Genomic DNA, 23736 nt, shown 5'->3' with positions numbered 1-23736 from the left:
CAAAAACAAAACGGGCCGCTGTACCAGCCGGCCCGCCATGGCACCCGTTCCTTGGGGTGGGAACCGGGCATTTGGTTCCGCCCGCGTGCGGGCGCATGCAGTGCGGGATCAGCGCAGACCGGCGATGTAGTCGGCCACGGCGCGGATCTCGCGGTCGTTCATCTTGGCCGCCACACCCGTCATCTGGGCGTTGTTCTTGCGCTTGCCGTCGCGGAAAGCGACCAGCTGCGTGGTGGTGTAGTCGGCGTGCTGGCCCGACAGGCGCGGGTACTGCGAGGGGATGCCCGCGCCGTTGGGGCTGTGACAGCCGGCGCAGGCCGCGACCTGGCGGTCCGGAATGCCGCCGCGGAAGATGCGCTCGCCCAGTTGCACGAGCTCCTTGTCCTTGGCGAAGCCGGCCTTGGGCTTTTGCGAGGTCAGCCAGTAGGCGATGTTGCGCATCTCCTCGTCGCTCAGCGCCGAGGCGAAGCCCTTCATGACGGGGTCGTTGCGCTTGCCATCCTTGAACTCCTGCAGCTGCTTGACCAGGTACTCCGGATGCTGGTGCGCCAGCTTGGGATTGGCTGCGATGGCCGAGTTGCCGTCGGCACCATGGCAGGCCGCGCACACCGCCGTGTAGCCCTGCTCGCCCTTGACCAGGTCGGGCTTCGCAGCCTTGGGCGCGGCGGCCGGCGCCGCGTCGGCGGCATGGCTGGAGAACGAAGGCGCTGCGAACACTGCAGCCAGAACCATGGTGGCAAGCAACTTCATATCGAGGGTGGTTTTATGTACGCAAAACCGGGCGATTCTACAATGCGCCCCCACGCCATCCCTGCACCTACATGACAGCTCCCGCTCCCGCCGCCGCCGCACCGGCCCCCTCCGCCGCTGCCGTCGCATCGGGTTGGCTCCACACCGCCCGCTTCCTGACCACGGCCCCCAAGCTGGAGTTCCTGCCCGCGCTGGACCTGCCTGAGATCGCCTTCGTCGGCCGCTCCAACGCCGGCAAGTCCACCTGCATCAACACGCTCACGCAGCAAAAGCAGCTGGCCTTCGCGTCCAAGAAGCCCGGGCGCACCCAGCACATCAATTTGTTCGCACTCGGCAAGCAGGGCGTGACCGACGCCGTGCTGGCCGACCTGCCCGGCTACGGCTATGCGGCCGTGCCCAAGGCCGACAAGATCCGCTGGCAGCAGGTGATGGCCAACTACCTCGTCACGCGCGAGAACCTGAAGGGCATCGTGCTGTTGTGCGACCCGCGTCTGGGTCTGACCGAGCTCGACGAGGTGCTGCTCGAAGTGGTGCGTCCGCGCGTCGAAGAGGGCCTGAAGTTCCTGCTGCTCCTGACCAAGGCCGACAAGCTCACGCGCATGGAGGCCAGCAAGGCCCTGGCCATCGCCAAGCTCAACGCGGGCGGTGGCGAGGCCATGCTGTTCTCGGCGCTCAAGCGCCAGGGCATCGACCAGGCCAGCCAGCTGCTGTGGCGCTGGGCCCACCCCGAGGCCGCTGCCCCCGCTGCTGCTCAGTAAACCGAGGGCGCCCCGGGCGGGCGGGTCTTGAAGCGCTTGTGGACCCAGAAGTACTGTTCGGGCATGGTGTCGATGTAGCCCTGCAGCCGCTCGTTCATGAGGGCCGTGTCCGCCACGGCGTCGGGGCCCGGGAAACCATCCCAGCCCGGCAGGATCTGCACCTCGTAGCCCGTGGGCGTCAGCCGTGTGACCACCGGCACCACGCGTGCGCGGCCGAGCCGCGCGAAGCGGGCCAGCGAGGGCACGGTGGCGGTCGGCACGCCGTAGAAGGGCACGAACACCGAGTCGCGCGCACCGAAGTCCATGTCGGGCAGCAGGTACACCGGCTCACCGGCCCGCAATGCCGCGACCACGGGCTTGATGCCGTCGGCCCGGTTGTAGAGCTTGGCATTGCCGAAGCGCTGGCGCCCGCGCGCCACCCAGATGTCGACGGTCTGGTTGGACTGCGCGGTGAAGATGGTGGCGAACTGCCGCGGAATCTGCTGCGACAGCGCCGTCGCCCCCGCATCCAGGCCGACGAAGTGCGGCGCGAACAGCAGCGTGGGCGCGGTGCCGTCCAGCTCGTGCAGCGCACCTGTCATGTGCAGGCGTTCCCGCACCACTTCCGGCCGGGCGTGCCAGAGCCAGGCGCGGTCCAGCCAGGCCTGCACGAACACCACGAAATGGCGTCGCGCCAATGCCTCGCGCTCGGGCGCCGGCATCCGCGGGAAGCACAGCGCCAGGTTGGTCAGCGCGATGCGCCGGCGGCTGCCGACCAGCGCGTACAGGAGCCGGCCCAGCAGCGCACCCAGCGCCCGCACCCAGGACAGGGGCAGGGGCGCGAGCAGGCGCAGCAGGGCAATCGCAAAGCCGCTCATTTCGCCAGCGGGCCGACAGGGCGGCAGCAACACATCTTGGTCATCGGAACGCTAGAATCGCCGCCGTCGCTGAGTTATTGAACTACTTGCAGGGCGACGTTAAACACAACTGCTAAAGCGTTCGCCACGAGCTCCCCGCCAGAGGCAACGCGCAACGCAACCGCCTTTTATCGCAAAGCGAAGGAGTTTATTCAAATGGCGAACGATTTCCTCTTCACGTCGGAATCCGTGTCCGAAGGCCATCCGGACAAGGTGGCCGACCAGATCTCCGACGCCATCCTGGACGCGATCTTCGAGCAGGACCCGCGCTCGCGCGTGGCAGCCGAGACGCTGACCAACACCGGCCTGGTGGTGCTGGCCGGCGAGATCACGACCAACGCGCACGTGGACTACATCCAGGTCGCGCGCGACACCATCAAGCGCATCGGCTACGACAACACCGACTACGGCATCGACTACAAGGGCTGCGCGGTCATGGTCTGCTATGACAAGCAGTCCAACGACATCGCCCAGGGCGTGGACCATGCCAGCGACGACCACCTGAACATCGGCGCCGGCGACCAGGGCCTGATGTTCGGCTACGCCTGCGACGAGACGCCCGAGCTGATGCCCGCGCCGATCTACTACGCGCACCGCCTCGTGGAGCGCCAGGCCCAGCTGCGCAAGGACGGCCGCCTGCCGTTCCTGCGTCCGGACGCCAAGAGCCAGGTCACGATGCGCTACGTGGACGGCAAGCCGCACTCGATCGACACCGTGGTGCTGTCCACCCAGCACCACCCCGACCAGAGCGAGACCCCGACCAATATGAAGGCCAGCTTCACCGAGGCCATCATCGAGGAGATCATCAAACCGGTGCTGCCCAAGGAATGGCTGCAGGACACCAAGTACCTGATCAACCCGACCGGCCGCTTCGTCATCGGCGGTCCGCAGGGCGATTGCGGCCTCACGGGCCGCAAGATCATCGTCGACACCTACGGCGGCGCCTGCCCGCACGGTGGCGGCGCGTTCTCGGGCAAGGACCCGTCCAAGGTCGACCGCTCGGCCGCCTACGCCGCACGCTACGTGGCCAAGAACATCGTGGCGGCGGGCCTGGCGCGCCAGTGCCAGATCCAGGTGGCCTACGCCATCGGCGTGGCCCGCCCCATGAACGTGACGGTCTACACCGAAGGCACGGGCGTGATCTCCGACGAGCAGATCGCCGCACTGGTGCAGGAGCATTTCGACCTGCGCCCCAAGGGCATCATCCAGATGCTGGACCTGCTGCGCCCGATCTACCAGAAGACCGCCGCCTACGGCCACTTCGGCCGCGAAGAGCCCGAGTTCACCTGGGAACAGACCGACAAGGCTGCCGTGCTGCGCGCCGCAGCCGGCCTGTAAGCGGAGCCACCCATGCGCTTAGAGGCCACGCCCCTGTGGCGCGGCCCGCGCTGGGCCCTTGCCGTGCTGCTCGCGATGCTGGGCATGCTGGGCCCGTTCGCGATCGACACCTACATCCCGGCCTTCTCGGGCATCGCCCGCTCGCTGGGCGCGACGCCGGTGGAGATGCAGCAGACGCTGTCGGCCTACCTGTTCGGCTTCGCCTTCATGAACCTGTTCCACGGCGCGCTGTCGGACAGTTTCGGCCGCCGGCCCGTGGTGCTGTGGGGCATCGCGGTGTTCACCATCGCCTCGGCCGGTTGCGCGCTGTCGCAGAACATCGGCCAGCTGGTCTTCTTCCGCGCGCTGCAAGGCCTGTCCACCGGCGCCGGCATCGTGGTCTCGCGCGCGGTGATCCGCGACGTCTACCCGCCAGCCGAGGCGCAGAAGGTCATGAGCCAGGTGACCATCTACTTCGGCGTGGCACCGGCCATCGCACCCATCGTGGGCGGCTGGCTGTTCGTGCACCTGGGCTGGCACAGCGTGTTCTGGTTCCTGACCGCAGTCGGCGCGCTGCTCTGGGTCAGCAACTGGCGGCTGCTGCCCGAGACGCTGCGGCCCGACCAGCGCCAGCCCTTTCATGTGCCGGACCTGCTGCGCGGCTACCGCCAGCTGCTGAGCGATCCGCGCTTCGTGCTGCTGGCCTTCGCCAGCGGCGTGCCGTTCAACGGCATGTTCCTGTACGTGCTGTCGGCACCCGAGTTCCTGGGCACGCTGATGGGCCTGGCGCCCACGCAGTTCTTCTGGTTCTTCATCCTCACCATCGCCGGCATCATGGGCGGCGCCTGGGCCAGCGGCCGGCTGGCCGGGCGCATCGCACCCAAGCGGCAGATCCGCCATGGCTTCCTGATCATGACGGTGGTGGCGGTGCTGAACCTGGCCGCCAACCTGCTGTGGACGGCCCACCCGCTCTGGGCGCTGCCGCCGATCGCGGTGTTCGCCTTCGGCTGGGCGCTGATGGTGCCCGTGGTCACGCTGCTGGTGCTGGACCTGTACCCCACGCGGCGTGGCATGGCCTCCTCGCTACAGGCCGTGGTCGGCTCCACGGCCAACGGCGTGGTGGCCGGCGTGATTGCGCCGCTGGTCATGCATTCCACGGCGCTGCTGGCGCTGGCCTCGCTGCTCATGATGGGCGTGGGCCTGGCGGCCTGGGTGGTTCTGCACCACCGCTGGCCTGAGGTCGGCCGGCACGCGAACACCGCGTAAAGCCTCCCGCATCGGCGGAACCGAACCGCGCGCGCCGGGCTCCCACCCGGCCATGATCGAACTTCAGCACCTGGCCTTGCACTACCTGCTGGGCGAGCAACGCGTGGATGTGCTGCGCGATGTCACCCTCACCATCCCCGCGGGCCAGAGCGTGGCCATCGCCGGGCCTTCGGGCTCGGGCAAGACCTCGCTGCTGCTCTTGCTGGCCGGGCTGGAGCGCCCGCAGGCCGGCCGCGTGCTGCTGGACGGCCAAGCGCTCGACGCCATGGACCGCGACGCGCTGGCCGATCTGCGGCGCGAGCGCATCGGCATCGTGTTCCAGTCCTTCCACCTGCTTGCGAGCCTCACGGCGCTGGGCAACGTGGCCCTGCCGCTGCAACTGGCCGGCCGGCGCGATGCCCAGGCGAAGGCGCGCGACTTCCTGCGCCGCGTGGGCCTGGCCGCGCGCCAGCACCACTATCCGGGCCAGCTCTCGGGCGGCGAGCAGCAGCGCGTGGCGATCGCGCGCGCGCTCGTGCACGGCCCGCGCCTGCTGCTGGCCGACGAGCCCACCGGCAACCTGGACGACCAGACCGGTGCGCGCGTGCGCGAACTGCTGTTCGAGCTGAACCAGGAGGCCGGCACCACGCTGGTGCTGGTCACGCACGACATGGACTTCGCCGCGCAATGCCAGCGCGTGCTGCGCCTGCACGAAGGCCAACTGTTTGAAGAACGGCACGAGGACACCCATGCTGCTTAGCCTGGCCTGGCGCGACCTGCGCGCGAGCGGCCGCCAGCTCTGGGTGTTCTGCGCCTGCCTGGCGCTGGGCGTGGCCCTCGTCGCCGCCAGCGGCGGCCTGTACCGCCAAGTGGCCGGCGCGCTGCAGGAGGATGCGCGCGCGCTGTTCGGAGGCGACCTGGAAGTGCGCCAGTCCGACCCGCTGCCGCCGGCCGAACTCGACTGGGTGCAGGCGCGCGGCGAGGTCTCGCGCGTGATCGCGCTGCGCAGCATGCTGCGCGTGCCGGACGGCCGCACCCAACTGGTGGCGCTGCAGAGCGCCGATGCGCGCTACCCGCTGTACGGCCAGGTCACGCTGTCACCGGAGCAGCCGCTGAGCGATGCCCTGGCGCAGCGCGACGGCCTCTGGGGCCTGGCCGTGGACGGTGTGCTGGCCCGGCGCCTGGGCCTGGTACCGGGCAGCGCAGTGCAGCTGGGCGATCTCACGCTGCAGGTGCGCGCCGTGATCGCACGCCAGCCCGACCGCAGCCTGCGCGCCGACTGGAACGGCGCGCCCGTGCTGCTGGCCGAAAGCGCGCTGCAGGCCACCGGCCTGGTGCAGCCAGCGAGCCGCGTGCAATACCACTACCGCGTGCGCACCGCCACGCCACCCGCGGCCTGGCGCGACAACTTCGTCGCCGCCTTCCCGCAGTCCACCGCCGAGGTGCGCAGCTTCCAGCAGCGCAGCGAGCGCGTGGCTGAGGTGCTCGAGCAGGTCGGTTCGGCGTTCATGCTGATCGGCCTGTCGGCGCTGTTCATCGGCGGCCTGGGCGTGTTCAACAGCGTGCAGGCCTATCTGCAGGGCAAGCTCGCCACGCTGGCCACCTTGCGTGCGCTGGGCCTGCGCGATGCGCGGCTCGTGGCCCTGGTGCTGTTGCAGGTGCTGATGCTGGCCGTGGCCGCCAGCGCGCTCGGCGTGCTGGCCGGCGGCGCGCTGGCACTGGCCGGCGCGGCACTCGCGGCGCGCAGCCTGCCGCTGGTGCAGCAGCTCGGGCCGCAGTTGGCCGCCATGGCCGGCCCGGCCGCGCTGGCCATGGGCTTCGGTGTGCTGACCGCGCTGGCCTTTGCGCTGCCGGCCCTGGGCCGCGCGCTGGCAGTCACCCCGGCCGCACTGTTCCGCGGCCTGGACCCGGCCGCGCTGCGCACGCCCGCCTGGGCCTGGGCCGCGAGCGCCGCCTGCGGCCTGGCCATCGCCGCGCTGCTGGTCGGCAGCCTGCCCGATGCGCGCATCGGCTGGGCCTTCCTGGCCGTCGTCGCGGCGCTGCTGGTGCTGCTGGAAGGCGTGCAGCGCATCCTGCGCGCGCTCGCACGCCAGCTGCTGGCCTCGCGCTGGCAACCCGGCTTTGCACTGCGCCTGGCGCTGGCCGGGCTGCAGCGGCCCGGCTCGGCGCTGCGCCCTGCCCTGCTCTCGCTGGGCACGGCACTGACGCTGCTGGTGGCCTGCACGCTGGTCGTCTCCACGCTCTTGCGCACCATCGCCGAGACCGTGCCGCGCGAAGCCCCGGGCCTGGTGCTGCACGACGTGCAGACAGAGCAGTTGCCGTTGCTGCGCGAGCAACTCGGCCCGGTGCAGCGGCTGCAGACCGCGCCCCTGGTGCTGGGCCGCCTGGCGGCCGTGAACGGCGACGCGCTGCGCGACAGCGGCGACGCGCGCCGCCTGCGGGAGGCGCGCACCGAGCACAAGCTGTCCACGCGCGCCGGCAACCTGGACGATGTGGTGGTCGAGCGCGGCGCACTGTGGGCCGCCGACTATCAAGGGCCGCCGCTCGTGGCCATGGAGGACCGCGAGGCCGACCAGCTCGGCCTGAAGGTTGGCGACCGCCTGCGCTTCGACATCCAGGGCCAGTCCGTCGAGGCCCTGCTGTCCGCCATCTACAGCCAGCGCCGGCTGCAGGCGCGGCTGTGGCTGGAAGGCATCTTCAGCGACGGCGTGCTCGACCCGTTCATCACGCGCCATGTGGGCGCGGCCTGGCTCAACCCGCAGCAGGCCATCGCTGCGCAGGACCGGCTGGCCGCAGTGGCCCCCAACATCGTCAGCGTGCGCACCGATGCCTTGCTGTCCGAAAGCCGTTTGCTGTTGGGCCGCGCCAGCGCCGCGCTGGCGGTGATCGCGGGCATCTGCCTGGCCGCGAGCCTGCTGGTGCTGGCCAGCGTGGTCGCAGCCAGCCGCGCCCGGCAGGTCTATGAAGCGAGCGTGCTGCACGTGCTGGGCGCGCGCCTGAGCAGCCTGCGTCTGGCGCTGCGCTGGGAGTACGCACTGCTGGCCGGCGTCACATCGGTCTTCGCCACCGCGGCCGGCAGCGCCCTCGCGCTCGCGCTGCTGCATTGGCGCCTGGAACTGGACGCCAGCGGCCTGTACTGGACCGGTGCCGTGGCTGCGCTGGGCATCAGTGGGCTCAGCCTGTCCATGGGAGCGCAGTGGCTGCTCGCGCAACTCCGGCTGTCGCCGGCCCGGCTGCTGCGCTCGGGCGGCTGAAGCTCAGTCGTCCACGCCGGGCCCGGTCTCCAGCACCGGGTCGGCGCTCTCATCCTCCGCCGCCTCGGCACGCGGGCCGTACTGGCCGTCGCCCATGCCCCGCAGCGTGGAGGCGCCGTCTTCCCAGGCCTCGCTGAAGGTGTCGTAGGCGTCGTCGGAGGCCTCCACGACGAACCAGGTCTTCATGGCGTCCTCGCTTTCGAGAATCATCCAGTGGTACAGCCCCGGCTCGGGCTCGTCGACGGACAGCGCCAGATGGCGCAACGGTGTCTGTTGCATGGCAGTTCCTTCCCGGTTCCTGCCAGTATGGAAACCACCCGCGCCGCCGCTGTAGGCCGGCGGCCTGCGCGGCTGCCGGTTCAGAACTTGGTGTAGCCGCCGTCGATGACGAATTGCTCGCCCGTGGTGTAGGCCGCAGCGTCGCTGGCCAGATAGACCGCGATCCCGCCGAAGTCGTCGATCGAGCCCCAGCGCCGTGCCGGCACGCGCGGCATCACGGCCCCCGCGAACTTCTCGTTGGCGAACGAGCGCTGGGTCATCTCGGTCTCGATCCAGCCCGGCAGGATGGCGTTGACGCGGATCTTGTGGCGCGCCAGCTCCACGGCCAGCGCGCGCACCATGGCCGTGACTGCGCCCTTGGACGCGCCGTAGTGGCTGTTGCGCGCCGCGCCCTCCACCGCCGCCGTGCTGGCCGTGGCCACCAGCGAGCCGCCCTCGCCGTGCGCGGCCATGTGGCGGGCGGCGGCGCGCAAGGTCAGGAACACGCCCTCGACGTTGATGCGCTGGACGCGACGGAATTCCTCCAGCGACATCTCGGTCAGCACCGTGCCCTTGCTCGACACGCCGGCATTGGCGAAGCATGCATGGATGGGGCCGAGCGCGGCCACGGTGTCGGCGAAGGCCTGCTCGACGGCCGCCTCGTCGCCCACGTCGCAGACCGCGTTGTGCACGCGCGCCGCGTCGCCGCATTCGCGGGCCAGCGCATCGCACGCGCTGGCGGTCTTATCGGGGTTGGAACCCCAGATCGACACCTTCGCGCCGGAGGCGAGCAGCGCGCGCGCCATGCCCAGGCCGATGCCGCCGTTGCCGCCGGTGATGAGCGCGCTGCGCCCGCTGAGGTTGAAGGGTTGGTACATGTCTGTCTCCTGGTGGTCTGGTGTGGTGGCGTGTATAGCAAGCGCCGGCCCCATCCGAAGACACCAAGGTGACGCGGCGCGCCCCGCCCCCGCGCACAATCGCCGGCCATGGACCGCGAAGAACTGCACCACCGCCAGATCGACCTGCGCTTCTACCGGCTCGCCAGCGGCCTGTACGAGGTCGTCGGCCGGCTCGTCGACACCAAGCGCCAGCCCTTTCGGCGCCAGCTGGCCGAGGCCGACACGCCGCCCGGCACGCCGATCCACGACATCGCCGTGCATCTGGTCGTCGACGAAGACATGCTGGTGCACGACGCCTTCGCCTCCATGGACGCCACACCCTTCAGCATCTGCCCCGGCGCCACGGCCACGCTGGCGCCGCTCAAGGGCCTGTCCATGCGCAAGGGCTGGAACCGCCAGGTGCGCGAACTGCTGGGCGGCGCGGCCTCGTGCACGCACATCGTGGAGCTGCTGGGGCCGATGGCCACCACGGCCTTCCAGGGCCTCGCCCCGGCCAGGCTGGCGCAGATCAACCGGCCCGGCAGCGAGGCCCAGCGCCAGGCCAAGGTCGACAGCTGCTACGCCTACGCGGCCGAGCGCGAGGTCGTGGCGCGGCTGTGGCCGCACCTGCACCGCAGCCCCGATCGGCTGAACTGAGCCGCCGGATCGGGCGCCGCAATGGCGCCAACACAGAAATACCGCACATTCTCGCCAGCAGACGGGCAGCCGAAATGTGCAACCATCCGGCCCACCTATGGGAAGCATGTCGACCTACGCGCTGGATCCACGCACCACCGTCCTGATCGGCAGCATCACAAGCGGGCTCATGGCCATGGTCCTGACGCTGCTGGCCCGCGCGACACCGCTGCCCGTGCCGGGCCTGCGCACCTGGGTGGCGGGTGCCTGGCTGGTGTTCGCAGGCCTGCTGCTGCTCGGCCTGCGCGACTGGATCTCGCACCTGGCGACGGTGACGCTGGGCAACGGCGCCTTCGTGCTGGCCTACATCGCCTGGCTGGCTGGCACGCGCCAGCATTTCGGCGAACGCCTGCGTTGGGGGCCGTGGTTGCTGGCGTGGCTGGCCATGGCCGGCGCGGTGACCTGGTTCGCAGAAGTCCAACCCAGCTACCGCGTGCGGCTGGTCGTCGTGGCGGGGCTTTGCTGCTTCATCAGCGTCCACCACGCGCTGGTGCTGCTGCGCTACCCGCAGGCCGAACGCTTCGGCCGCACGCTGGGCATCACGCTGACCTCCTCTTGGCTGGGCATCCTGGCGATCGTCTATGCCGCCAGGACCGTACACGCGGCCCTGTTCCCGCAGGGCGACAGCGGCCTGCTGACCCAGGATGCGATCCAGATCATCTACACAGGCAGCTTCACGGTCTGCAACCTGCTGCTCGTGATCGGCTTTGCCACCATGGCCTCGGACCATGTGCGTGCCCGCATCGAGGAGCAGGCCGTTCGCGACCCGCTGACCGGCACGCTGAACCGCCAGGCCCTGTTCGAATGCCTGGAGCGCGAGCGCTCGCGCCACGGCCGCACGGGCCAGCCCTTTTGTATCGCCATGCTGGACGTGGACCACTTCAAGAAGATCAACGACGGCCACGGCCATCCCGTGGGCGACCGCGTGCTCGTGCACCTGTGCCGGCGCATGGCGGCGCTGGTGCGGCCGCACGACGTGGTGGCGCGCTATGGTGGCGAGGAGTTCGTCGTCGTGATGCCGCAGACGCGCCTGCCCGAAGCCGCGCTCGTCGCCGAGCGCATTCTCCTGGAAGCGGTGCAGGTCGACCGCCTGGCCATGCCGGCGTTCACGGTCAGCATCGGCCTGGCCGAATCGTCGACCGACGATGCCACGGCCGAAGCCATCGTCGCGCGGGCCGATGCCGCGCTCTACCAGGCCAAAGCGCGGGGCCGCAACCGGCTCGAGCGCGCCGCCCTGCGGCTGGTCAACGCTTGAACAGGTCGAGGATGCTGCGGCGTTCCTCGGTGCGCTCCTGCGTCGCTTCGCCCATCGGGCCCGCCATCGGCTGGGCCGTGGGCACCGCTTCGGTGCCCGCCATCCCCGGCCCGGCCGTGCTGGCGAACTCGGTGTAGGACCAGTCGCCCTCGTTGCGCACCACGCCCTCGGGCACGGCCGGCGGCGCCACGGGCACCCCCTTGAGCGCCTGGCGCATGAAGTCGATCCAGACCGGCATGGCCAGCGCACCGCCGCTGGCGTGCGCGCCCAGGTTCTGCGGCTGGTCGAAGCCGATCCAGGCGATCGCCGTCAGCGTGGGCTGGTAGCCGGCGAACCAGGCATCGACCGCGTCGTTGGTGGTGCCGGTCTTGCCGTACAGGTCGGGCCGCTGCAGCGTGGCGCGCGTGCGCGCGGCCGTGCCGCGCGTGGCCACCTCGCCCAGCAGCTGCGTCATCAGAAAAGCATTGCGCGCGGGCACGGCGCGGGCGGCCTCGTCGAGCACCGGCGCAGTCTCCTGCTGCAGCACCTGGCCGCGCTGGTCGGTCACCTTGTCGATGAACCGCGGCGCGACGCGGTAGCCGCCGTTGGCGAACACCGAGTAGGCCGATGCCATCTGCAGCGGCGTGACCGAGCCGGCCCCCAGCGCCATGGTCAGCGAGGGCGGCTGGCGTTCGGTGTCGAAGCCGAAGCGCGTGACCCACTGCTGCGCGGCCGGCACGCCCACCGTCTGCAGCACGCGGATGGCGACCACGTTCTTGGACTTGGCCAGCGCTGTGTCCAGGCGGATCGGGCCGTCGAAGGCGCCGTTGTCGTTCTTGGGCTCCCAGGGCTTGCTGCCGGTCACGCTGGCGTCGAAGTACAGCGGGCCGTCGTCCACGATGGTGGCCGGCATCAGGCCTTTCTCGAGCGCCGCCGAGTAGACGAAGGGCTTGAAGGTGGAGCCCGGCTGGCGCCAGGCCTGCGTGACATGGTTGAACTGGTTCTTGCCGAAGTCGAAGCCGCCGACCAGCGCGCGCACGGCACCATCGCGCGGGTCCATCGCGACGAAGGCGCCCTCGACCTCGGGCAGTTGCGTGATCTCCCAGCTGCCCTTGTCCGTGCGCATCACGCGGATGACTGAACCGGGCTGGATCTTCACGGCAGCCGGTGCCTTGGCCGCCAGGCCCGACTGCACGGGCTGCAGGCCCTCGCCCGTGATCTCCAGGCGCTCGCCATCGCTGCGCACGGCCTTCACGCGCCGGGCGTCGGCCTCCAGCACCACGGCCGCGACCAGCTCGCCGTTGTCGGGATGCGCGTCCAGGGCTTCCTCGATGGCGTCGTCCTGCGCCTCGCCCGCGGTCGGCAGCGCGATCTGGGCCTCGGGCCCGCGGTAGACCTGGCGCCGCTCGTAGGCCATGATGCCGCGCCGAAGCGCACTGTAGGCCGCGGCCTGGTCCTTCGCGTCGAGCGTGGTGTAGACGTTGATGCCGCGCGTGTAGGTGGCGTCGCCGTACTGGGCCAGCATCTGCTGGCGCACGCTCTCGGCCACGTACTCGCCATGCACGGCCACGGTGTCGCCGGCGCTGCGCACGGGCAAGGCCTCGGCCTTGGCCGCCTGCGCCTGCTCGGCCGTGATGAAGCCGTTCTCCTGCATGCGGTCGATGATGTAGAGCTGGCGCACGCGCGCGCGTCGCGGGTTGCTGATCGGGTTGTTGGCCGAGGGCGCCTTGGGCAGGCCGGCCAGCATGGCGGCCTGCGCCACCGTGATGTCCTTGAGCTGGCGGCCGAAGTAGACCTCCGAGGCGGCCGCGAAGCCGTAGGCCCGGTGCCCCAGGAAGATCTGGTTCATGTAGATCTCCAGGATCTGGTCCTTGGAGAGCGCGCGCTCCAGCTTGAAGGTCAGCAGCACCTCGCGCAGCTTGCGCGCATAGGTCTTCTCCGACGACAGGAACATGTTGCGCGCCACCTGCATGGTGATGGTGGAGGCACCCTGGCTGCGCGAGCGGCCCAGGTTGGCCACGGCCGCGCGCAGCATGCCCGTGTAGTCCACACCGTCGTGCGTGTAGAAGCGCTGGTCCTCGATGGCCAGCACCGCATCCTTCATGACCTGCGGGATCTCGGCGATCGGTGTCAGGTTGCGGCGCTCCTCGCCGAACTCGCCCAGCAGCACGCCATCGCGCGTGTACACGCGCAGCGGCAGCTTGGGCTGGTAGTCGGCCAGCACGGAGACATCGGGCAGTTGCGCATAGGCTTGGTAGGCGGCCACGCCCAGCCCCAGGGCGGCCACCGAGGCCGTGGCCAGGACGATGCCCCCGGCCCAGAGCAGGGTGCGGCGGCGTGCGCCGGCGCGCGGCGACGCAGAAGAATCGTTCGGACGGGCAGGCTGGCGGGGAGAGGAAACCATGCGGTGGCGCGGAAAAGGCGTGGGGCGATGCCCACCTGGCAGAGTCGCCCACCTGCGAAATGGTTCAGCAGGGCGTCAGCGCTCTCACGTAAGCCCTTGATTTTCCTCTATTGACGGTGCGGTAGCCACGCGGCGCCCACGCCGGGCCGGAATCCGAGAGCGCTACCCAGGTTTTGGCGGCTTTGCATAATCCGCTCCGGCCCGCGCCCCGCTGCGCTGCGCCACCCTCTCCGAACCGCGCCGATCCCCCCCATGAAGTTCCCCCTGGGCCCCCTGCCCGCGACCCGCCGATGGCGGCCGATGGCCACCCACGCGCCGACCCCGGAAATTCCCGATGTGGCCCACAACCTGGCGCGCTTCAGAACGCGCGTGCTGGTGGCCGGCGCCATCGTGCTGTGCGCCTTCGGCATGCTGGCCGCGCGCCTCGTGCACCTGCAGGTCGCGCGGCACGAGGATCTGGCCGCACAGGCCGAGGGCAACCGCACGGCCATCGTGCCCGTCGTGCCCCAGCGCGGCCAGATCCTGGACCGCAACGGTGTGGTGCTAGCCTCCAACTACTCGGCCTACACGCTGGAGATCACACCGTCCAAGGCCGGCAACGTCGAAGAGACCATCGATCGCCTGGCCGAGGTGGTGGACATCGCGCCGCGCGACCGCCGCCGCTTCAAGCGCCTGCGCGAGGACGCGCGCAGCTTCGAGTCGCTGCCCATCCGCAGCCGCCTGACGGACGAAGAGGTGGCGCGCTTCGCCGCCCAGCACTACCGTTTCCCGGGCGTGGAGATCAATGCGCGGCTGTTCCGGCAGTACCCGCTCGGCGAGACCGGCAGCCACGTGCTGGGCTACATCGGCCGCATCAACCAGCGCGAGAAGGCCGCGATGGAGGACTGGGACGAGGATGAGCAGGCCAACTACCGCGGCACCGACCACATCGGCAAGCTCGGCATCGAGCAGAGCTATGAAAAGCAACTGCACGGCCAGACCGGCGTGGACGTGCTGGAGACCGCCGCCAGCGGCCGTGCCGTGCGCGAGCTCAGCAGCCACCGCGCGAGCGCGGGCAACACGGTGATGTTGACGCTGGACATCCAGCTGCAAAAGCTCGTCGAAGACCTGTTCGGCGAACGCCGTGGCGCGCTCGTGGCCATCGACCCGCGCAACGGCGAGGTGCTGGCCATGGTGTCCAAGCCGACCTTCGACCCGAACGCCTTCGTCGAGGGCATCGACCAGGATAGCTGGCAGGAGCTCAGCGAGTCCATCGACAAGCCGCTGCTCAACCGCGCGCTGCGCGGCACCTACCCACCCGGCTCGACCTACAAGCCCTTCATGGCGCTGGCGGCGCTGCAGCAGGGCGTGCGCGGCGCGCGCGACATCGTCAACGACCCGGGCTACTTCAACTACGGCGGGCGCCGCTTCGGCAGCCCCGAGGGCAACCTGGGCGCCGTGGACATGCGGCGTGCGATCCAGCATTCGTCCAACACCTACTTCTTCTCGCTGGCCGTGGACATGGGCGTGGACGCCATCCACGACTTCATGGCGCCGCTGGGCTTCGGCCAGATCACCGGCATCGACCTGCCGGGCGAGGTGCGCGGCGTGCTGCCCAGTACCGACTGGAAACGCCAGGCCTACAAGCGCGCCGACCAGGGCCGCTGGTTCCCGGGCGAGACCGTCTCGCTGGGCATCGGCCAGGGCTACAACAACTTCACCATGCTGCAGTTGGCGGTGGCCGAAGCCACGCTGGCCGCGGGCGGCATCAAGCACCAGCCGCACCTGGTGCGCGCGCTGCAGGACCTGGCCAGCGGCCAGGTCACGCCGCAGCCACAGCCGCCCAGCAAAGACCTGCACTTCGCCCCGCGCAACGTCGACGTGGTGCGCGACGGCCTCGTCGCCGTGATCAAGGAGGGCACCGGCAAGCAGGTGTTCGCAGGCGCGGCCTACAGCGCGGCTGGCAAGACCGGCACGGCCCAGGCCGTCACGCTGCGCCAGGGGGCCAAATACAACGCCCGCGCGATGGAAGAGCACCAGCGCGACCATTCGTTGTTCGCGGCCTTCGCGCCGGTGCAGGCGCCGCAGATCGCCTTGGCCGTCATCGTCGAGAACGCGGGCTGGGGCGCGGCGGCAGCGGCACCGATCGCGCGGCGGGTGTTCGACTACTGGCTGGACCCGCACCGCAGCGAGCGGGCGGAAGAAGTGCACTGAGGTCTGGCCCCGGGCGGACCTACTGCACCGCCTCGTGCGCCACGGCATGCGGCGCGACATACGGCGACTCCACCACGCGATCCACGGTGCAGAGCAGCCCGGCCCCCAGCATCGACTCGTACTGGTCGCGCGTGACGGGCATGCGGAACAGGGCCGCGGCGCCTTCGACATGGTCGACCCGCAGCCATTCGAGGCAGCCCTTGCCCAGACGGTAGCGGTGCGCGCCCTCGGGAACGTAGATGCCCAGTTCGTGCAGCTTGTCTCGAACGTTCATGGCGATCTCCCGGCGGAGGGTGGAGTGGAGTCTGAACCGGCGTGCGCGCCGCCGGTGCCGCACGGCAGCCTGTCCTGCGCAGCAGGCCAGGAAGATATGGCGCCCGGGTTTCGCTCCGGGCGAGCGGGAGAGATCTGTTCTCCGACAGCCACGCAACCCGTGGGACCAGAAGCAGTCACGCCTGGGGCCAGCATAAGGGCGTCGTGTGACAGTTTCGGCCAAGCCCCCAGAGGGCGCGGGTGGTTGGCGCCGGCTGGCCGCCGCCGTGCTGTCGGCCCGGCGATGCACTGGCCTGGCGAGGCCTGCGCTGCCGCCTGCAGACCTGGTATCGCTGGCCGTGGCCGACAGCCTGACCGGCCTGGCCGACCGGCGCCGCTTCGACGAGAACCTGGCGACGCAATGGCGCGGCTGTCGCAGCCCATGATCGACATGCACCTGTTCAAGTCGCTTGCGCACGGCCACGTGGCGGGCGATGCCGTGCTGCAGCAGGTGCAGCAGGTGCAGCAGTTTTTTCGCCCACCACTTGAACCGCCACATTTCAGCCTTATGATTAGCACTCGCTGGGGATGAGTGCTAACACTGCATTCAACCCCACGTTTTTCAGACCAGCAGCCGCCGGCTGCACCCCTTCCAACGCTCTTCAGGAGATGCAATTGAAACTTCGTCCTTTGGCCGATCGCGTGATCGTCAAGCGCATTGACAGCGAAACCAAGACCGCCTCGGGCATCGTGATCCCCGACAGCGCCGCCGAGAAGCCCGACCAGGGCGAAGTCCTGGCCGTGGGCCCGGGCAAGCTGGACGACAACGGCAAGCGCATCGAGCTGTCGATCCGCGTGGGCGACCGCGTGCTGTTCGGCAAGTACTCGGGCCAGACCGTCAAGGTCGATGGCGACGAACTGCTGGTGATGAAGGAAGACGACCTGTTCGCAGTCGTCGAGAAGTAAGTTCTTCTCGCCTCGCACCCTCTTACTGAATCGAATCCGGAGAAATTCTCATGGCAGCTAAAGACGTCATTTTCGGCGGTGAAGCCCGCGCCCGCATGGTCGAAGGCGTGAACATCCTGGCCAACGCGGTCAAGGTCACCCTGGGCCCCAAGGGTCGCAACGTGGTGCTCGAGCGCTCGTTCGGCGCCCCGACCGTGACCAAGGACGGCGTGTCCGTGGCCAAGGAAGTCGAACTGAAGGACAAGCTCCAGAACATGGGCGCCCAGATGGTCAAGGAAGTCGCTTCCAAGACCTCCGACAACGCTGGCGACGGCACCACGACCGCAACGGTCCTGGCACAAGCCATCGTGCGCGAAGGCATGAAGTACGTGGCCGCCGGCATGAACCCGATGGACCTCAAGCGCGGCATCGACAAGGCGGTCGCCGCCCTGATCGCCGAGCTGAAGAAGGCTTCCAAGGCCACCACCACCTCCAAGGAAATCGCGCAAGTCGGCTCCATCTCGGCCAACAGCGACGAATCCATCGGCAAGATCATCGCTGACGCGATGGACAAGGTCGGCAAGGAAGGCGTCATCACCGTCGAAGACGGCAAGTCGCTGGACAACGAGCTGGACGTCGTCGAAGGCATGCAATTCGACCGCGGCTACCTGTCGCCCTACTTCATCAACAACCCGGAAAAGCAAGCCGCGTTGCTGGACAACCCGTTCGTGCTGCTGTTCGACAAGAAGATCAGCAACATCCGCGAACTGCTGCCCACGCTGGAAGCCGTCGCCAAGGCTGGCCGTCCGCTGCTGATCATTGCCGAAGAAGTCGACGGCGAAGCGCTGGCGACCCTGGTGGTCAACACCATCCGCGGCATCCTGAAGGTCGTGGCCGTCAAGGCGCCTGGCTTCGGCGACCGCCGCAAGGCCATGCTGGAAGACATCGCCATCCTGACGGGCGGCAAGGTCATCGCCGAAGAAGTCGGCCTGACCCTGGAGAAGGTTACGCTGGCCGATCTGGGCCAGGCCAAGCGCATCGAAGTGGGCAAGGAAAACACCACCATCATCGATGGCGCCGGTGCCGCTGCCGACATCGAAGCCCGCGTCAAGCAAGTGCGCGTGCAGATCGAAGAAGCGACCAGCGACTACGACCGTGAAAAGCTGCAAGAGCGCGTGGCCAAGCTGGCCGGCGGTGTTGCCGTGATCAAGGTCGGCGCTGCCACCGAAGTCGAAATGAAGGAAAAGAAGGCCCGTGTCGAAGACGCGCTGCACGCCACCCGTGCTGCCGTGGAAGAAGGCATCGTGGCTGGTGGCGGCGTCGCGCTGCTGCGCGCCAAGCAAGCTGCTGGCGCCATCAAGGGCGACAACGCCGACCAGGACGCCGGCATCAAGCTGGTGCTGAAGGCCATCGAAGCTCCGCTGCGCGAAATCGTCTACAACGCCGGTGGCGAAGCCTCCGTCGTCGTCAACGAAGTGCTGAACGGCAAGGGCAACTACGGCTTCAACGCCGCCAACGACACCTATGGCGACATGATCGAGATGGGCATCCTGGACCCGACCAAGGTGACCCGTACGGCGCTGCAGAACGCGGCTTCCGTGTCCTCGCTGATGCTGACGACCGAAGCCATGATCGCCGAAGCGCCGAAGGACGACGCTCCCGCAGCCGGCATGCCTGGCGGCATGGGCGGCATGGGTGGCATGGGCGACATGGGCATGTAATGCCTGCCCGGTGCAGCCGCCAGGCTGCACCGCCCAAGAAAAAAGCCCCGCGGCGCAAGCTGCGGGGCTTTTTGCGTTCTGGGCGCCGCTCAGCCGGCAGGACTGTCGCGCTGCCCGATGCGCGCCTGGGCCTGGCTCACGCGGGCCAGGGCTTCCTCGAAGCTCGTGAACCAGGCCTGCTGCACGGCCGGCGAGCAGTGCGGGATCCAGGTGCGCAGCGTGTCTTCGATGGCACTGCGCATGAACTGGCCGGCCTGCTGCGCCGTGACCGTGGCCGGCAGCGGGGCGGCGGCGCAACCCATGCCCTGCAGCAGTTCGCCCACCGTGCCCTGGGCCGGGCCGGCCTGCGGCGGCGCGCTCATGCCCGATGCGACGAAACCGGCCGAAGAGTCGTCAAACAGCGCGAGATCGGGCCAGGGCGGCACACGCCGCGAAAGCGGCTCGCCGGTCATGTCGTCGAACAAGGCCTCATCGTCGCCCGGGGCCAGCTCGTGCTCGCCCGCGTCGGACACCAGCAAGGAGAAGCGGCCGATGCGCAGCACGTCGCCCGCGGTCAGCGCGGCCTCCTCGGCCGTGGCCAGCAGGCCGCCGTTGTGGATGATGGTGTTCAGGCCCATGTTGACCAGCACGAAGCCGGTGGGCCGCCATTCCACGCGCGCATGCAGGCGCGACACCGAACGCTCGGCATCGCTGAGCACCAGGGTGTTCTGGGAGGCCCGGCCCAGCGTGCCGCCCTGCGGGCCGAACACGGCCCCGGGATCGGCCGAGCCTTCGATGGACAAGCGCAGTGCCGGCATGGCGGTTCTCAAGCGCGCAGGCGCTGCAGCAGGCCGGCGGTGGAAGCGTCCAGCCCGCTGGCATCGCCACTGGCCAGGCGCGGCTCGATGTCCTTGGCCAGCACCTTGCCCAGCTCCACGCCCCATTGGTCGAAGCTGTTGATGCCCCAGACCGAGCCGCTCGTGAACACGCGGTGCTCCTGCAGCGCGATCAGCGCGCCCAGGCTGCGCGGCGTGAGTTGTTGCAGCAGCAGGAAGCTGCTGGGCCGGTTGCCCGGAAAGTCGCGGTGGCCGCCGGCATCGGGCTTGCCCTGCATCAGGGCCTGGGCCTGGGCCAGCGCATTGGCCAGCAGCGCGCTCTGGTGGCCCGGCAGGCTGTGGGTCGCCTCGCACACGGCGACGAATTCGACCGGCACCACGTCCGTGCCCTGGTGCAGCATCTGGAAATAGGCGTGCTGGCCATTGGTGCCGGGTTCGCCCCAGAGCACCGGCGAGGTGCCGTAGGGCAGCGCGCCGCCGTGGCGGTCCACACGCTTGCCATTGCTCTCCATCTCCAGCTGCTGCAGGTAGGCCGGCAAGCGCGCGAGCGCGCTGTGGTAGGGCGCGATGCTGCGGCTCGTGAAATCCAGGAAGTTGCGGTACCAGACGTCCAGCAGGCCCAGGCGCACCGGCAGGTTGGTTTGGAGCGGCGCCTCGCGAAAATGCCGGTCCATGGCGTGGGCGCCGGCCAGCAGTTCGCGGAAGCGCTCGGCACCGATGGCGATCGCGATCGGCAGGCCGATGGCCGACCACAGCGAATAGCGACCGCCCACCCAGTCCCAGAAACCGAAGATGTTGGCGATGCCGAAGGCGCGTGCAGCCTCCACGTTGCTCGACAGCGCAGCGAAGTGGCGCGCCACGTCGGTGCCGCCCTCGCGCTGGAACCAGGCCAGCGCAGAGCGTGCGTTGGCCATGGTCTCGGCCGTGGTGAAGGTCTTGGACGCGACCAGGAACAGGCTGCTTTCGGGACGGAGGCGGCGCAGCACGGCATCGAGCTCGTGGCCGTCCACGTTGCTGACGAAATGCAGGCGCCGCCCAGGCGCGGCGTAGGCGTCCAGCGCACGCACCACCATCTGCGGGCCGAGGTCGGAGCCGCCGATGCCGATGTTGACGATGTCGGTGATGCGGCTGTCCGCGCGCACCTGCTCGGCATAGGCCAGCATGGCGTCCAGCGTCTGGTGCACCTCGGACAAGGCCGCGTCCCAGGCAGGCGCGGCCTGCGGCGTGCCAGCCGGCGCGCGCAGCAGCGTGTGCAGCACGGCGCGCTGTTCGGTGTTGTTGATGGCCTCGCCTGCGAACATCGCGTCGCGGTGCGCCGCCACGCCGGCCTGCTCGGCCAGGTCGAACAGCGCGTTCTCGATGCCCGCATCGATCCAGTTCTTGGACAGGTCGGCGAACACCTCGGGCGCTTGCTGGCTGAAGCGCTGCACACGGCCAGGATCGCTGACCAGCGCGGCCCGCACGTCGTAGCCGGTCTTGAGCGCCTGGCTCAGTGCCCGCAGCTGGCCCCAGGCGGGCAGTTGGTCGCAGCGCGGTCGGTCGGCCCAGCCCATGTCAGGCCGCCTGCATGAGCTTCTCGAGCTTGACCGCGTCCACAGCGAACGCGCGGATGCCTTCGGCCAGCTTCTCGGTGGCCATGGCGTCCTCGTTCAACGCGAAGCGGAAGCCGGCCTCGTCGTACTGCACGGGCGCAAGGTCCAGCTTGCGCGCAGCCTCGGCATCCAGTGCCCGCACGAGCGGCTCGTCGCTGGCGGCCAGCTTGGCCAGCAGGTCGGGGCTGATGGTGAGCAGGTCGCAGCCGGCCAGCGCGGTGATCTGGCCCGTGTTGCGAAAGCTCGCGCCCATCACCTCGGTGGCGATGCCGAAGCGCTTGTAGTACTCGTAGATCTGGCGCACCGAGCGCACGCCGGGATCGTTGGCACCGCTGCTGGCGGCCTCGTCCCAGGCGCTGCCCGCGGACTTCTTGTACCAGTCGTAGATGCGGCCCACGAAGGGCGAGATCAGCTGCACCTTGGCCGCGCCGCAGGCGACGGCCTGGCAGAACGAGAACAGCAGCGTGAGGTTGGTGCGGATGCCCTTCTTCTCGAGTTCGGCGGCCGCCTGGATGCCTTCCCAGGTGGAAGCCACCTTGATCAGCACGCGCTCCTTGGCGATGCCTTCGGCCGCGTACAGCGCGATCAGGCGCTCGCCGCGGGCCACGGTGGCGGCGCTGTCGAAGCTCAGGCGCGCGTCGACCTCGGTGGACACGCGGCCCGGGATGGTGGCCAGGATCTCGCAGCCGAAACGTACCAGCAGCCGGTCCATGACCTCGTCCAAGGCCTTGCCGCGAAAGCGCGCCACGGCGTCCTTGAGCAGCGGCGCGTAGTCGGGCAACTGCACGGCCTTGAGGATCAGCGAGGGGTTGGTCGTAGCGTCGGTGGGCTTGAAGGCGCCGAGCTGCTTGAAGTCACCGGTGTCGGCGACGACGGTCGTGAGGGCCTTGAGGGCATCGAGTTGGTTCATGGCGAATGGCAGGACTATTGCAAGGTGGAGCGAGGATACGGCAAGCACAAGCAGGGCCAGGTCAGCAAAGGCCGCATTGCGCAGCGCTCGTGAGTATGCCCGACCATGAAACTAAGTTACATTCCCACCCACCTTTTCATGTAACAACCATGAGCTTCGACCTTGTACTGTTCGGCGGCACCGGCGATCTGGCCTGGCGCAAGCTGATGCCTGCCCTGTTCCAGTCGTTCCGCCACGGCACCCTGCCGGCCCATGGCCGCATCATCGGCGTGGCCCGCGACGATCTCAGCGACGACGACTACCGCGCGCTGATCCGCTCGCGCTTCGACGCCGTGGAGGGCGACAAGCGCCCCAACGACGAGGAGTTCAGGCGCTTCGCCGAGCTGCTGCACTACCAGCGCGTGGACCTGTCCAAGCCGCAGGACTTCGCGGCGCTGGCCGAGAAGCTGCTCGCGCGCGATGCCGACTCGCTCGTGATGTACGTGGCGACCGCGCCCGCCCTCTTCACGCAGGTGGTCGAACAGATCGCCGCGGCCAAGCTCAACGGGCCCAAGACGCGCGTGGTGCTGGAAAAGCCGCTGGGCCACGACCTGGCCTCCAACCGCGCGATCAACCAGGCCGTGGGCCACGTGCTGGCCGAGAACCAGGTGTTCCGCATCGACCACTACCTGGGCAAGCCCTCGGTGCAGAACCTGTTCGCGATGCGCTTTGGCAACGCGTTGTTCGAGCCGGTCTGGCGCCGCGAGTACATCGCCAACATCCAGATCACGATCGCCGAGGACCTGGGCGTGGAAAAGCGCGGCGCCTTCTACGACCAGACCGGTGCGCTGCGCGACATGGTGCAGAACCACGCGCTGCAGCTGGTCTGCGCGATCGCCATGGAGCCGCCCATCAATGCCCATGCCGACGCCATCCGCGACGAGAAGCTCAAGGTGCTGCGCTCGCTCAAGCGCTGGAACCCGGAAACGCTGGGCCTGCACACCGTGCGTGGCCAATACACCGCCGGCACGGCCTATGGCGCGCGCGTGCCGGGCTACCTGGAAGAGCCGGGCGTGGACCCGGACAGCCGCACCGAGACCTTCGTCGCGCTGCGCACCGAGATCGAGAACTGGCGCTGGGCCGGCGTGCCCTTCTACATCCGCACCGGCAAGCGGCTGTCCTCGCGCGATGCGCGCATCGAGGTCAACTTCAAGCCCACGCCGCATGCGATCTACGACACGCCGCAGGGCAGCTTCAACCGGCTGGTCATCAACCTGCAGCCCAAGGACGGGCTGGAGCTGCACCTGATGGCCCAGGGCCAGGGCAGCCGCAAGCGCAGCGGCAGCGCCGAGCAACTGGCACCGGTGCAGGCCGACCTGGACTTCGACAAGCGCTTCGGCAGCGAGCGCGTGGGCGCCTACGAGCGGCTGCTGCTCGACGTGCTGGACGGCCGGCTCAACCTGTTCGTGCGCAGTGACGAGCAGGAGGCGGCCTGGCGCTGGGTCGAGCCCATCCTGGAGTACTGGAAGAACGAGAGCCGTCCGCCGCGCACCTACGCAGCCGGCACCTGGGGACCCAGCGCATCGAGCGCCATGATCGCCAGAGACGGCTTCTACTGGAGCGAGGAAGCCTGATCTCC

22 protein-coding genes are annotated in these 23736 nt (G+C 69.3%); 13 read left to right on the top strand and 9 right to left on the bottom strand.

What is annotated here, in order from left to right; genetic code table 11:
• Positions 1-108 precede the first annotated feature (108 nt).
• Positions 109-750 carry a cytochrome c gene (locus ASF45_RS29535; RefSeq protein ID WP_056672164.1) on the bottom strand — a complete coding sequence of 214 codons (642 nt, stop codon included), beginning with the start codon at positions 748-750 and terminating at the stop codon, positions 109-111.
• 71 nt (positions 751-821) lie between these two features.
• Here ASF45_RS29535 and yihA point away from each other — a divergent pair, with 71 nt between their 5' ends.
• The gene (gene yihA / locus ASF45_RS29530) at positions 822-1508 is read left to right on the top strand and encodes a ribosome biogenesis GTP-binding protein YihA/YsxC (RefSeq protein WP_056672161.1); all 687 of its coding nucleotides are present in this window, start codon (positions 822-824) and stop codon (positions 1506-1508) included.
• Here yihA and ASF45_RS29525 read toward each other — a convergent pair.
• On the bottom strand, positions 1502-2365 hold the full coding sequence (locus ASF45_RS29525; protein WP_056672159.1) for a lipid A biosynthesis acyltransferase: 864 nt from the start codon (positions 2363-2365) through the stop codon (positions 1502-1504). The two genes, yihA and ASF45_RS29525, sit on opposite strands and share 7 nt — an antisense overlap.
• Positions 2366-2560: 195 nt before the next feature.
• Here ASF45_RS29525 and metK point away from each other — a divergent pair, with 195 nt between their 5' ends.
• Genes metK through ASF45_RS29505 form a run of 4 tightly spaced genes read left to right on the top strand, consistent with a single transcriptional unit; the run spans position 2561 to position 8220 of the window.
• On the top strand, positions 2561-3742 hold the full coding sequence (gene metK / locus ASF45_RS29520) for a methionine adenosyltransferase (RefSeq protein WP_056672156.1): 1182 nt from the start codon (positions 2561-2563) through the stop codon (positions 3740-3742).
• A 12-nt stretch (positions 3743-3754) separates the two neighbouring features.
• Entirely contained in the window at positions 3755-4987 is a 1233-nt protein-coding gene (locus ASF45_RS29515; protein WP_056672153.1) for a multidrug effflux MFS transporter, read from the top strand.
• Between the two features lie 52 nt (positions 4988-5039).
• Positions 5040-5726 (top strand): ABC transporter ATP-binding protein, encoded by a 687-nt coding sequence (locus ASF45_RS29510; RefSeq protein WP_056672151.1) that lies wholly within the window; start codon positions 5040-5042, stop codon positions 5724-5726.
• A complete protein-coding gene (locus ASF45_RS29505) occupies positions 5716-8220 on the top strand; it encodes an ABC transporter permease (RefSeq protein WP_056672148.1) in 2505 nt (834 codons plus the stop codon). The genes ASF45_RS29510 and ASF45_RS29505 overlap by 11 nt, the downstream gene beginning before the upstream one ends.
• Before the next feature lie 3 nt (positions 8221-8223).
• On the opposite strand, the gene ASF45_RS29500 is transcribed toward ASF45_RS29505, so the two are convergent.
• Both ASF45_RS29500 and ASF45_RS29495 read right to left on the bottom strand, forming a co-directional pair.
• A complete protein-coding gene (locus ASF45_RS29500; RefSeq protein ID WP_056672144.1) occupies positions 8224-8499 on the bottom strand; it encodes a hypothetical protein in 276 nt (91 codons plus the stop codon).
• Between the two features lie 80 nt (positions 8500-8579).
• Positions 8580-9356 carry an SDR family NAD(P)-dependent oxidoreductase gene (locus ASF45_RS29495; RefSeq protein WP_056672141.1) on the bottom strand — a complete coding sequence of 259 codons (777 nt, stop codon included), beginning with the start codon at positions 9354-9356 and terminating at the stop codon, positions 8580-8582.
• A gap of 108 nt (positions 9357-9464) precedes the next feature.
• Here ASF45_RS29495 and ASF45_RS29490 point away from each other — a divergent pair, with 108 nt between their 5' ends.
• Positions 9465-10013: a DUF2889 domain-containing protein gene (locus ASF45_RS29490; protein ID WP_056672140.1), complete on the top strand. Its 549-nt coding sequence runs from the start codon at positions 9465-9467 to the stop codon at positions 10011-10013.
• A gap of 106 nt (positions 10014-10119) precedes the next feature.
• Entirely contained in the window at positions 10120-11307 is a 1188-nt protein-coding gene (locus ASF45_RS29485; RefSeq protein WP_056672139.1) for a diguanylate cyclase, read from the top strand.
• Here ASF45_RS29485 and ASF45_RS29480 read toward each other — a convergent pair.
• Complete coding sequence (locus ASF45_RS29480) at positions 11297-13690, bottom strand: penicillin-binding protein 1A (protein WP_082551352.1); 2394 nt, start codon at positions 13688-13690, stop codon at positions 11297-11299. The two genes, ASF45_RS29485 and ASF45_RS29480, sit on opposite strands and share 11 nt — an antisense overlap.
• A 300-nt stretch (positions 13691-13990) precedes the next feature.
• Here ASF45_RS29480 and mrdA point away from each other — a divergent pair, with 300 nt between their 5' ends.
• A complete protein-coding gene (gene mrdA / locus ASF45_RS29475) occupies positions 13991-15883 on the top strand; it encodes a penicillin-binding protein 2 (RefSeq protein ID WP_082551351.1) in 1893 nt (630 codons plus the stop codon).
• A 19-nt stretch (positions 15884-15902) separates the two neighbouring features.
• On the opposite strand, the gene ASF45_RS29470 is transcribed toward mrdA, so the two are convergent.
• A complete protein-coding gene (locus ASF45_RS29470) occupies positions 15903-16157 on the bottom strand; it encodes a hypothetical protein (protein WP_056672136.1) in 255 nt (84 codons plus the stop codon).
• Positions 16158-16362: 205 nt separating this feature from the next.
• Between ASF45_RS29470 and ASF45_RS35705 the strand changes: the two genes are divergently transcribed.
• The 4 genes from ASF45_RS35705 to groL all read left to right on the top strand — a co-directional run bounded on the left by ASF45_RS35705 (position 16363) and on the right by groL (position 18801).
• Entirely contained in the window at positions 16363-16581 is a 219-nt protein-coding gene (locus tag ASF45_RS35705) for a hypothetical protein (protein ID WP_156473238.1), read from the top strand.
• Positions 16578-16727, top strand: a complete 150-nt coding sequence (locus ASF45_RS35700; protein WP_156473237.1) for a hypothetical protein — start codon at positions 16578-16580, stop codon at positions 16725-16727. The genes ASF45_RS35705 and ASF45_RS35700 overlap by 4 nt, the downstream gene beginning before the upstream one ends.
• A gap of 83 nt (positions 16728-16810) precedes the next feature.
• Positions 16811-17101, top strand: a complete 291-nt coding sequence (gene groES / locus ASF45_RS29465) for a co-chaperone GroES (protein WP_056672133.1) — start codon at positions 16811-16813, stop codon at positions 17099-17101.
• 50 nt (positions 17102-17151) lie between these two features.
• The gene (gene groL, locus ASF45_RS29460; RefSeq protein WP_056672130.1) at positions 17152-18801 is read left to right on the top strand and encodes a chaperonin GroEL; all 1650 of its coding nucleotides are present in this window, start codon (positions 17152-17154) and stop codon (positions 18799-18801) included.
• Between the two features lie 89 nt (positions 18802-18890).
• Here groL and ASF45_RS29455 read toward each other — a convergent pair whose 3' ends face one another.
• The 3 genes from ASF45_RS29455 to tal are packed head-to-tail and all read right to left on the bottom strand — an operon-like array spanning position 18891 to position 22118.
• Positions 18891-19598, bottom strand: coding sequence for an FHA domain-containing protein (locus ASF45_RS29455; protein WP_056672127.1), 708 nt, complete (start codon positions 19596-19598; stop codon positions 18891-18893).
• 8 nt (positions 19599-19606) lie between these two features.
• On the bottom strand, positions 19607-21169 hold the full coding sequence (pgi, locus tag ASF45_RS29450; RefSeq protein ID WP_056672125.1) for a glucose-6-phosphate isomerase: 1563 nt from the start codon (positions 21167-21169) through the stop codon (positions 19607-19609).
• Position 21170: 1 nt separating this feature from the next.
• Positions 21171-22118 (bottom strand): transaldolase, encoded by a 948-nt coding sequence (gene tal / locus ASF45_RS29445; protein ID WP_056672122.1) that lies wholly within the window; start codon positions 22116-22118, stop codon positions 21171-21173.
• Between the two features lie 149 nt (positions 22119-22267).
• On the opposite strand from tal, the gene zwf reads away from it, so the two are divergent.
• The gene (zwf, locus tag ASF45_RS29440) at positions 22268-23731 is read left to right on the top strand and encodes a glucose-6-phosphate dehydrogenase (RefSeq protein WP_056672119.1); all 1464 of its coding nucleotides are present in this window, start codon (positions 22268-22270) and stop codon (positions 23729-23731) included.
• Positions 23732-23736: the final 5 nt, after the last annotated feature.

Source organism: Pseudorhodoferax sp. Leaf265 (assembly GCF_001422365.1).
GTDB lineage: Bacteria > Pseudomonadota > Gammaproteobacteria > Burkholderiales > Burkholderiaceae_C > Pseudorhodoferax.
Note: the sequence above shows the minus strand (reverse complement) of the source record. Positions and strands in the feature narration are given on the sequence as shown.

Excerpts from the sequence above, each read along its gene's own strand:
- groL (WP_056672130.1), top strand. The coding sequence starts at position 17,152 with ATGGCAGCTAAAGACGTCATTTTCGGCGGTGAAGCCCGCGCCCGCATG.
- ASF45_RS29470 (WP_056672136.1), bottom strand. The coding sequence starts at position 16,157 with ATGAACGTTCGAGACAAGCTGCACGAACTGGGCATCTACGTTCCCGAG.
- ASF45_RS29490 (WP_056672140.1), top strand. The coding sequence starts at position 9,465 with ATGGACCGCGAAGAACTGCACCACCGCCAGATCGACCTGCGCTTCTAC.
- metK (WP_056672156.1), top strand. The coding sequence starts at position 2,561 with ATGGCGAACGATTTCCTCTTCACGTCGGAATCCGTGTCCGAAGGCCAT.
- mrdA (WP_082551351.1), top strand. The coding sequence starts at position 13,991 with ATGGCCACCCACGCGCCGACCCCGGAAATTCCCGATGTGGCCCACAAC.
- ASF45_RS29480 (WP_082551352.1), bottom strand. The coding sequence starts at position 13,690 with ATGGTTTCCTCTCCCCGCCAGCCTGCCCGTCCGAACGATTCTTCTGCG.
- ASF45_RS29535 (WP_056672164.1), bottom strand. The coding sequence starts at position 750 with ATGAAGTTGCTTGCCACCATGGTTCTGGCTGCAGTGTTCGCAGCGCCT.
- ASF45_RS29525 (WP_056672159.1), bottom strand. The coding sequence starts at position 2,365 with ATGAGCGGCTTTGCGATTGCCCTGCTGCGCCTGCTCGCGCCCCTGCCC.
- ASF45_RS29510 (WP_056672151.1), top strand. The coding sequence starts at position 5,040 with ATGATCGAACTTCAGCACCTGGCCTTGCACTACCTGCTGGGCGAGCAA.
- zwf (WP_056672119.1), top strand. The coding sequence starts at position 22,268 with ATGAGCTTCGACCTTGTACTGTTCGGCGGCACCGGCGATCTGGCCTGG.
- ASF45_RS29485 (WP_056672139.1), top strand. The coding sequence starts at position 10,120 with ATGTCGACCTACGCGCTGGATCCACGCACCACCGTCCTGATCGGCAGC.
- tal (WP_056672122.1), bottom strand. The coding sequence starts at position 22,118 with ATGAACCAACTCGATGCCCTCAAGGCCCTCACGACCGTCGTCGCCGAC.
- ASF45_RS29515 (WP_056672153.1), top strand. The coding sequence starts at position 3,755 with ATGCGCTTAGAGGCCACGCCCCTGTGGCGCGGCCCGCGCTGGGCCCTT.
- pgi (WP_056672125.1), bottom strand. The coding sequence starts at position 21,169 with ATGGGCTGGGCCGACCGACCGCGCTGCGACCAACTGCCCGCCTGGGGC.
- ASF45_RS29505 (WP_056672148.1), top strand. The coding sequence starts at position 5,716 with ATGCTGCTTAGCCTGGCCTGGCGCGACCTGCGCGCGAGCGGCCGCCAG.
- ASF45_RS29455 (WP_056672127.1), bottom strand. The coding sequence starts at position 19,598 with ATGCCGGCACTGCGCTTGTCCATCGAAGGCTCGGCCGATCCCGGGGCC.
- ASF45_RS29500 (WP_056672144.1), bottom strand. The coding sequence starts at position 8,499 with ATGCAACAGACACCGTTGCGCCATCTGGCGCTGTCCGTCGACGAGCCC.
- ASF45_RS29495 (WP_056672141.1), bottom strand. The coding sequence starts at position 9,356 with ATGTACCAACCCTTCAACCTCAGCGGGCGCAGCGCGCTCATCACCGGC.
- ASF45_RS35700 (WP_156473237.1), top strand. The coding sequence starts at position 16,578 with ATGATCGACATGCACCTGTTCAAGTCGCTTGCGCACGGCCACGTGGCG.
- yihA (WP_056672161.1), top strand. The coding sequence starts at position 822 with ATGACAGCTCCCGCTCCCGCCGCCGCCGCACCGGCCCCCTCCGCCGCT.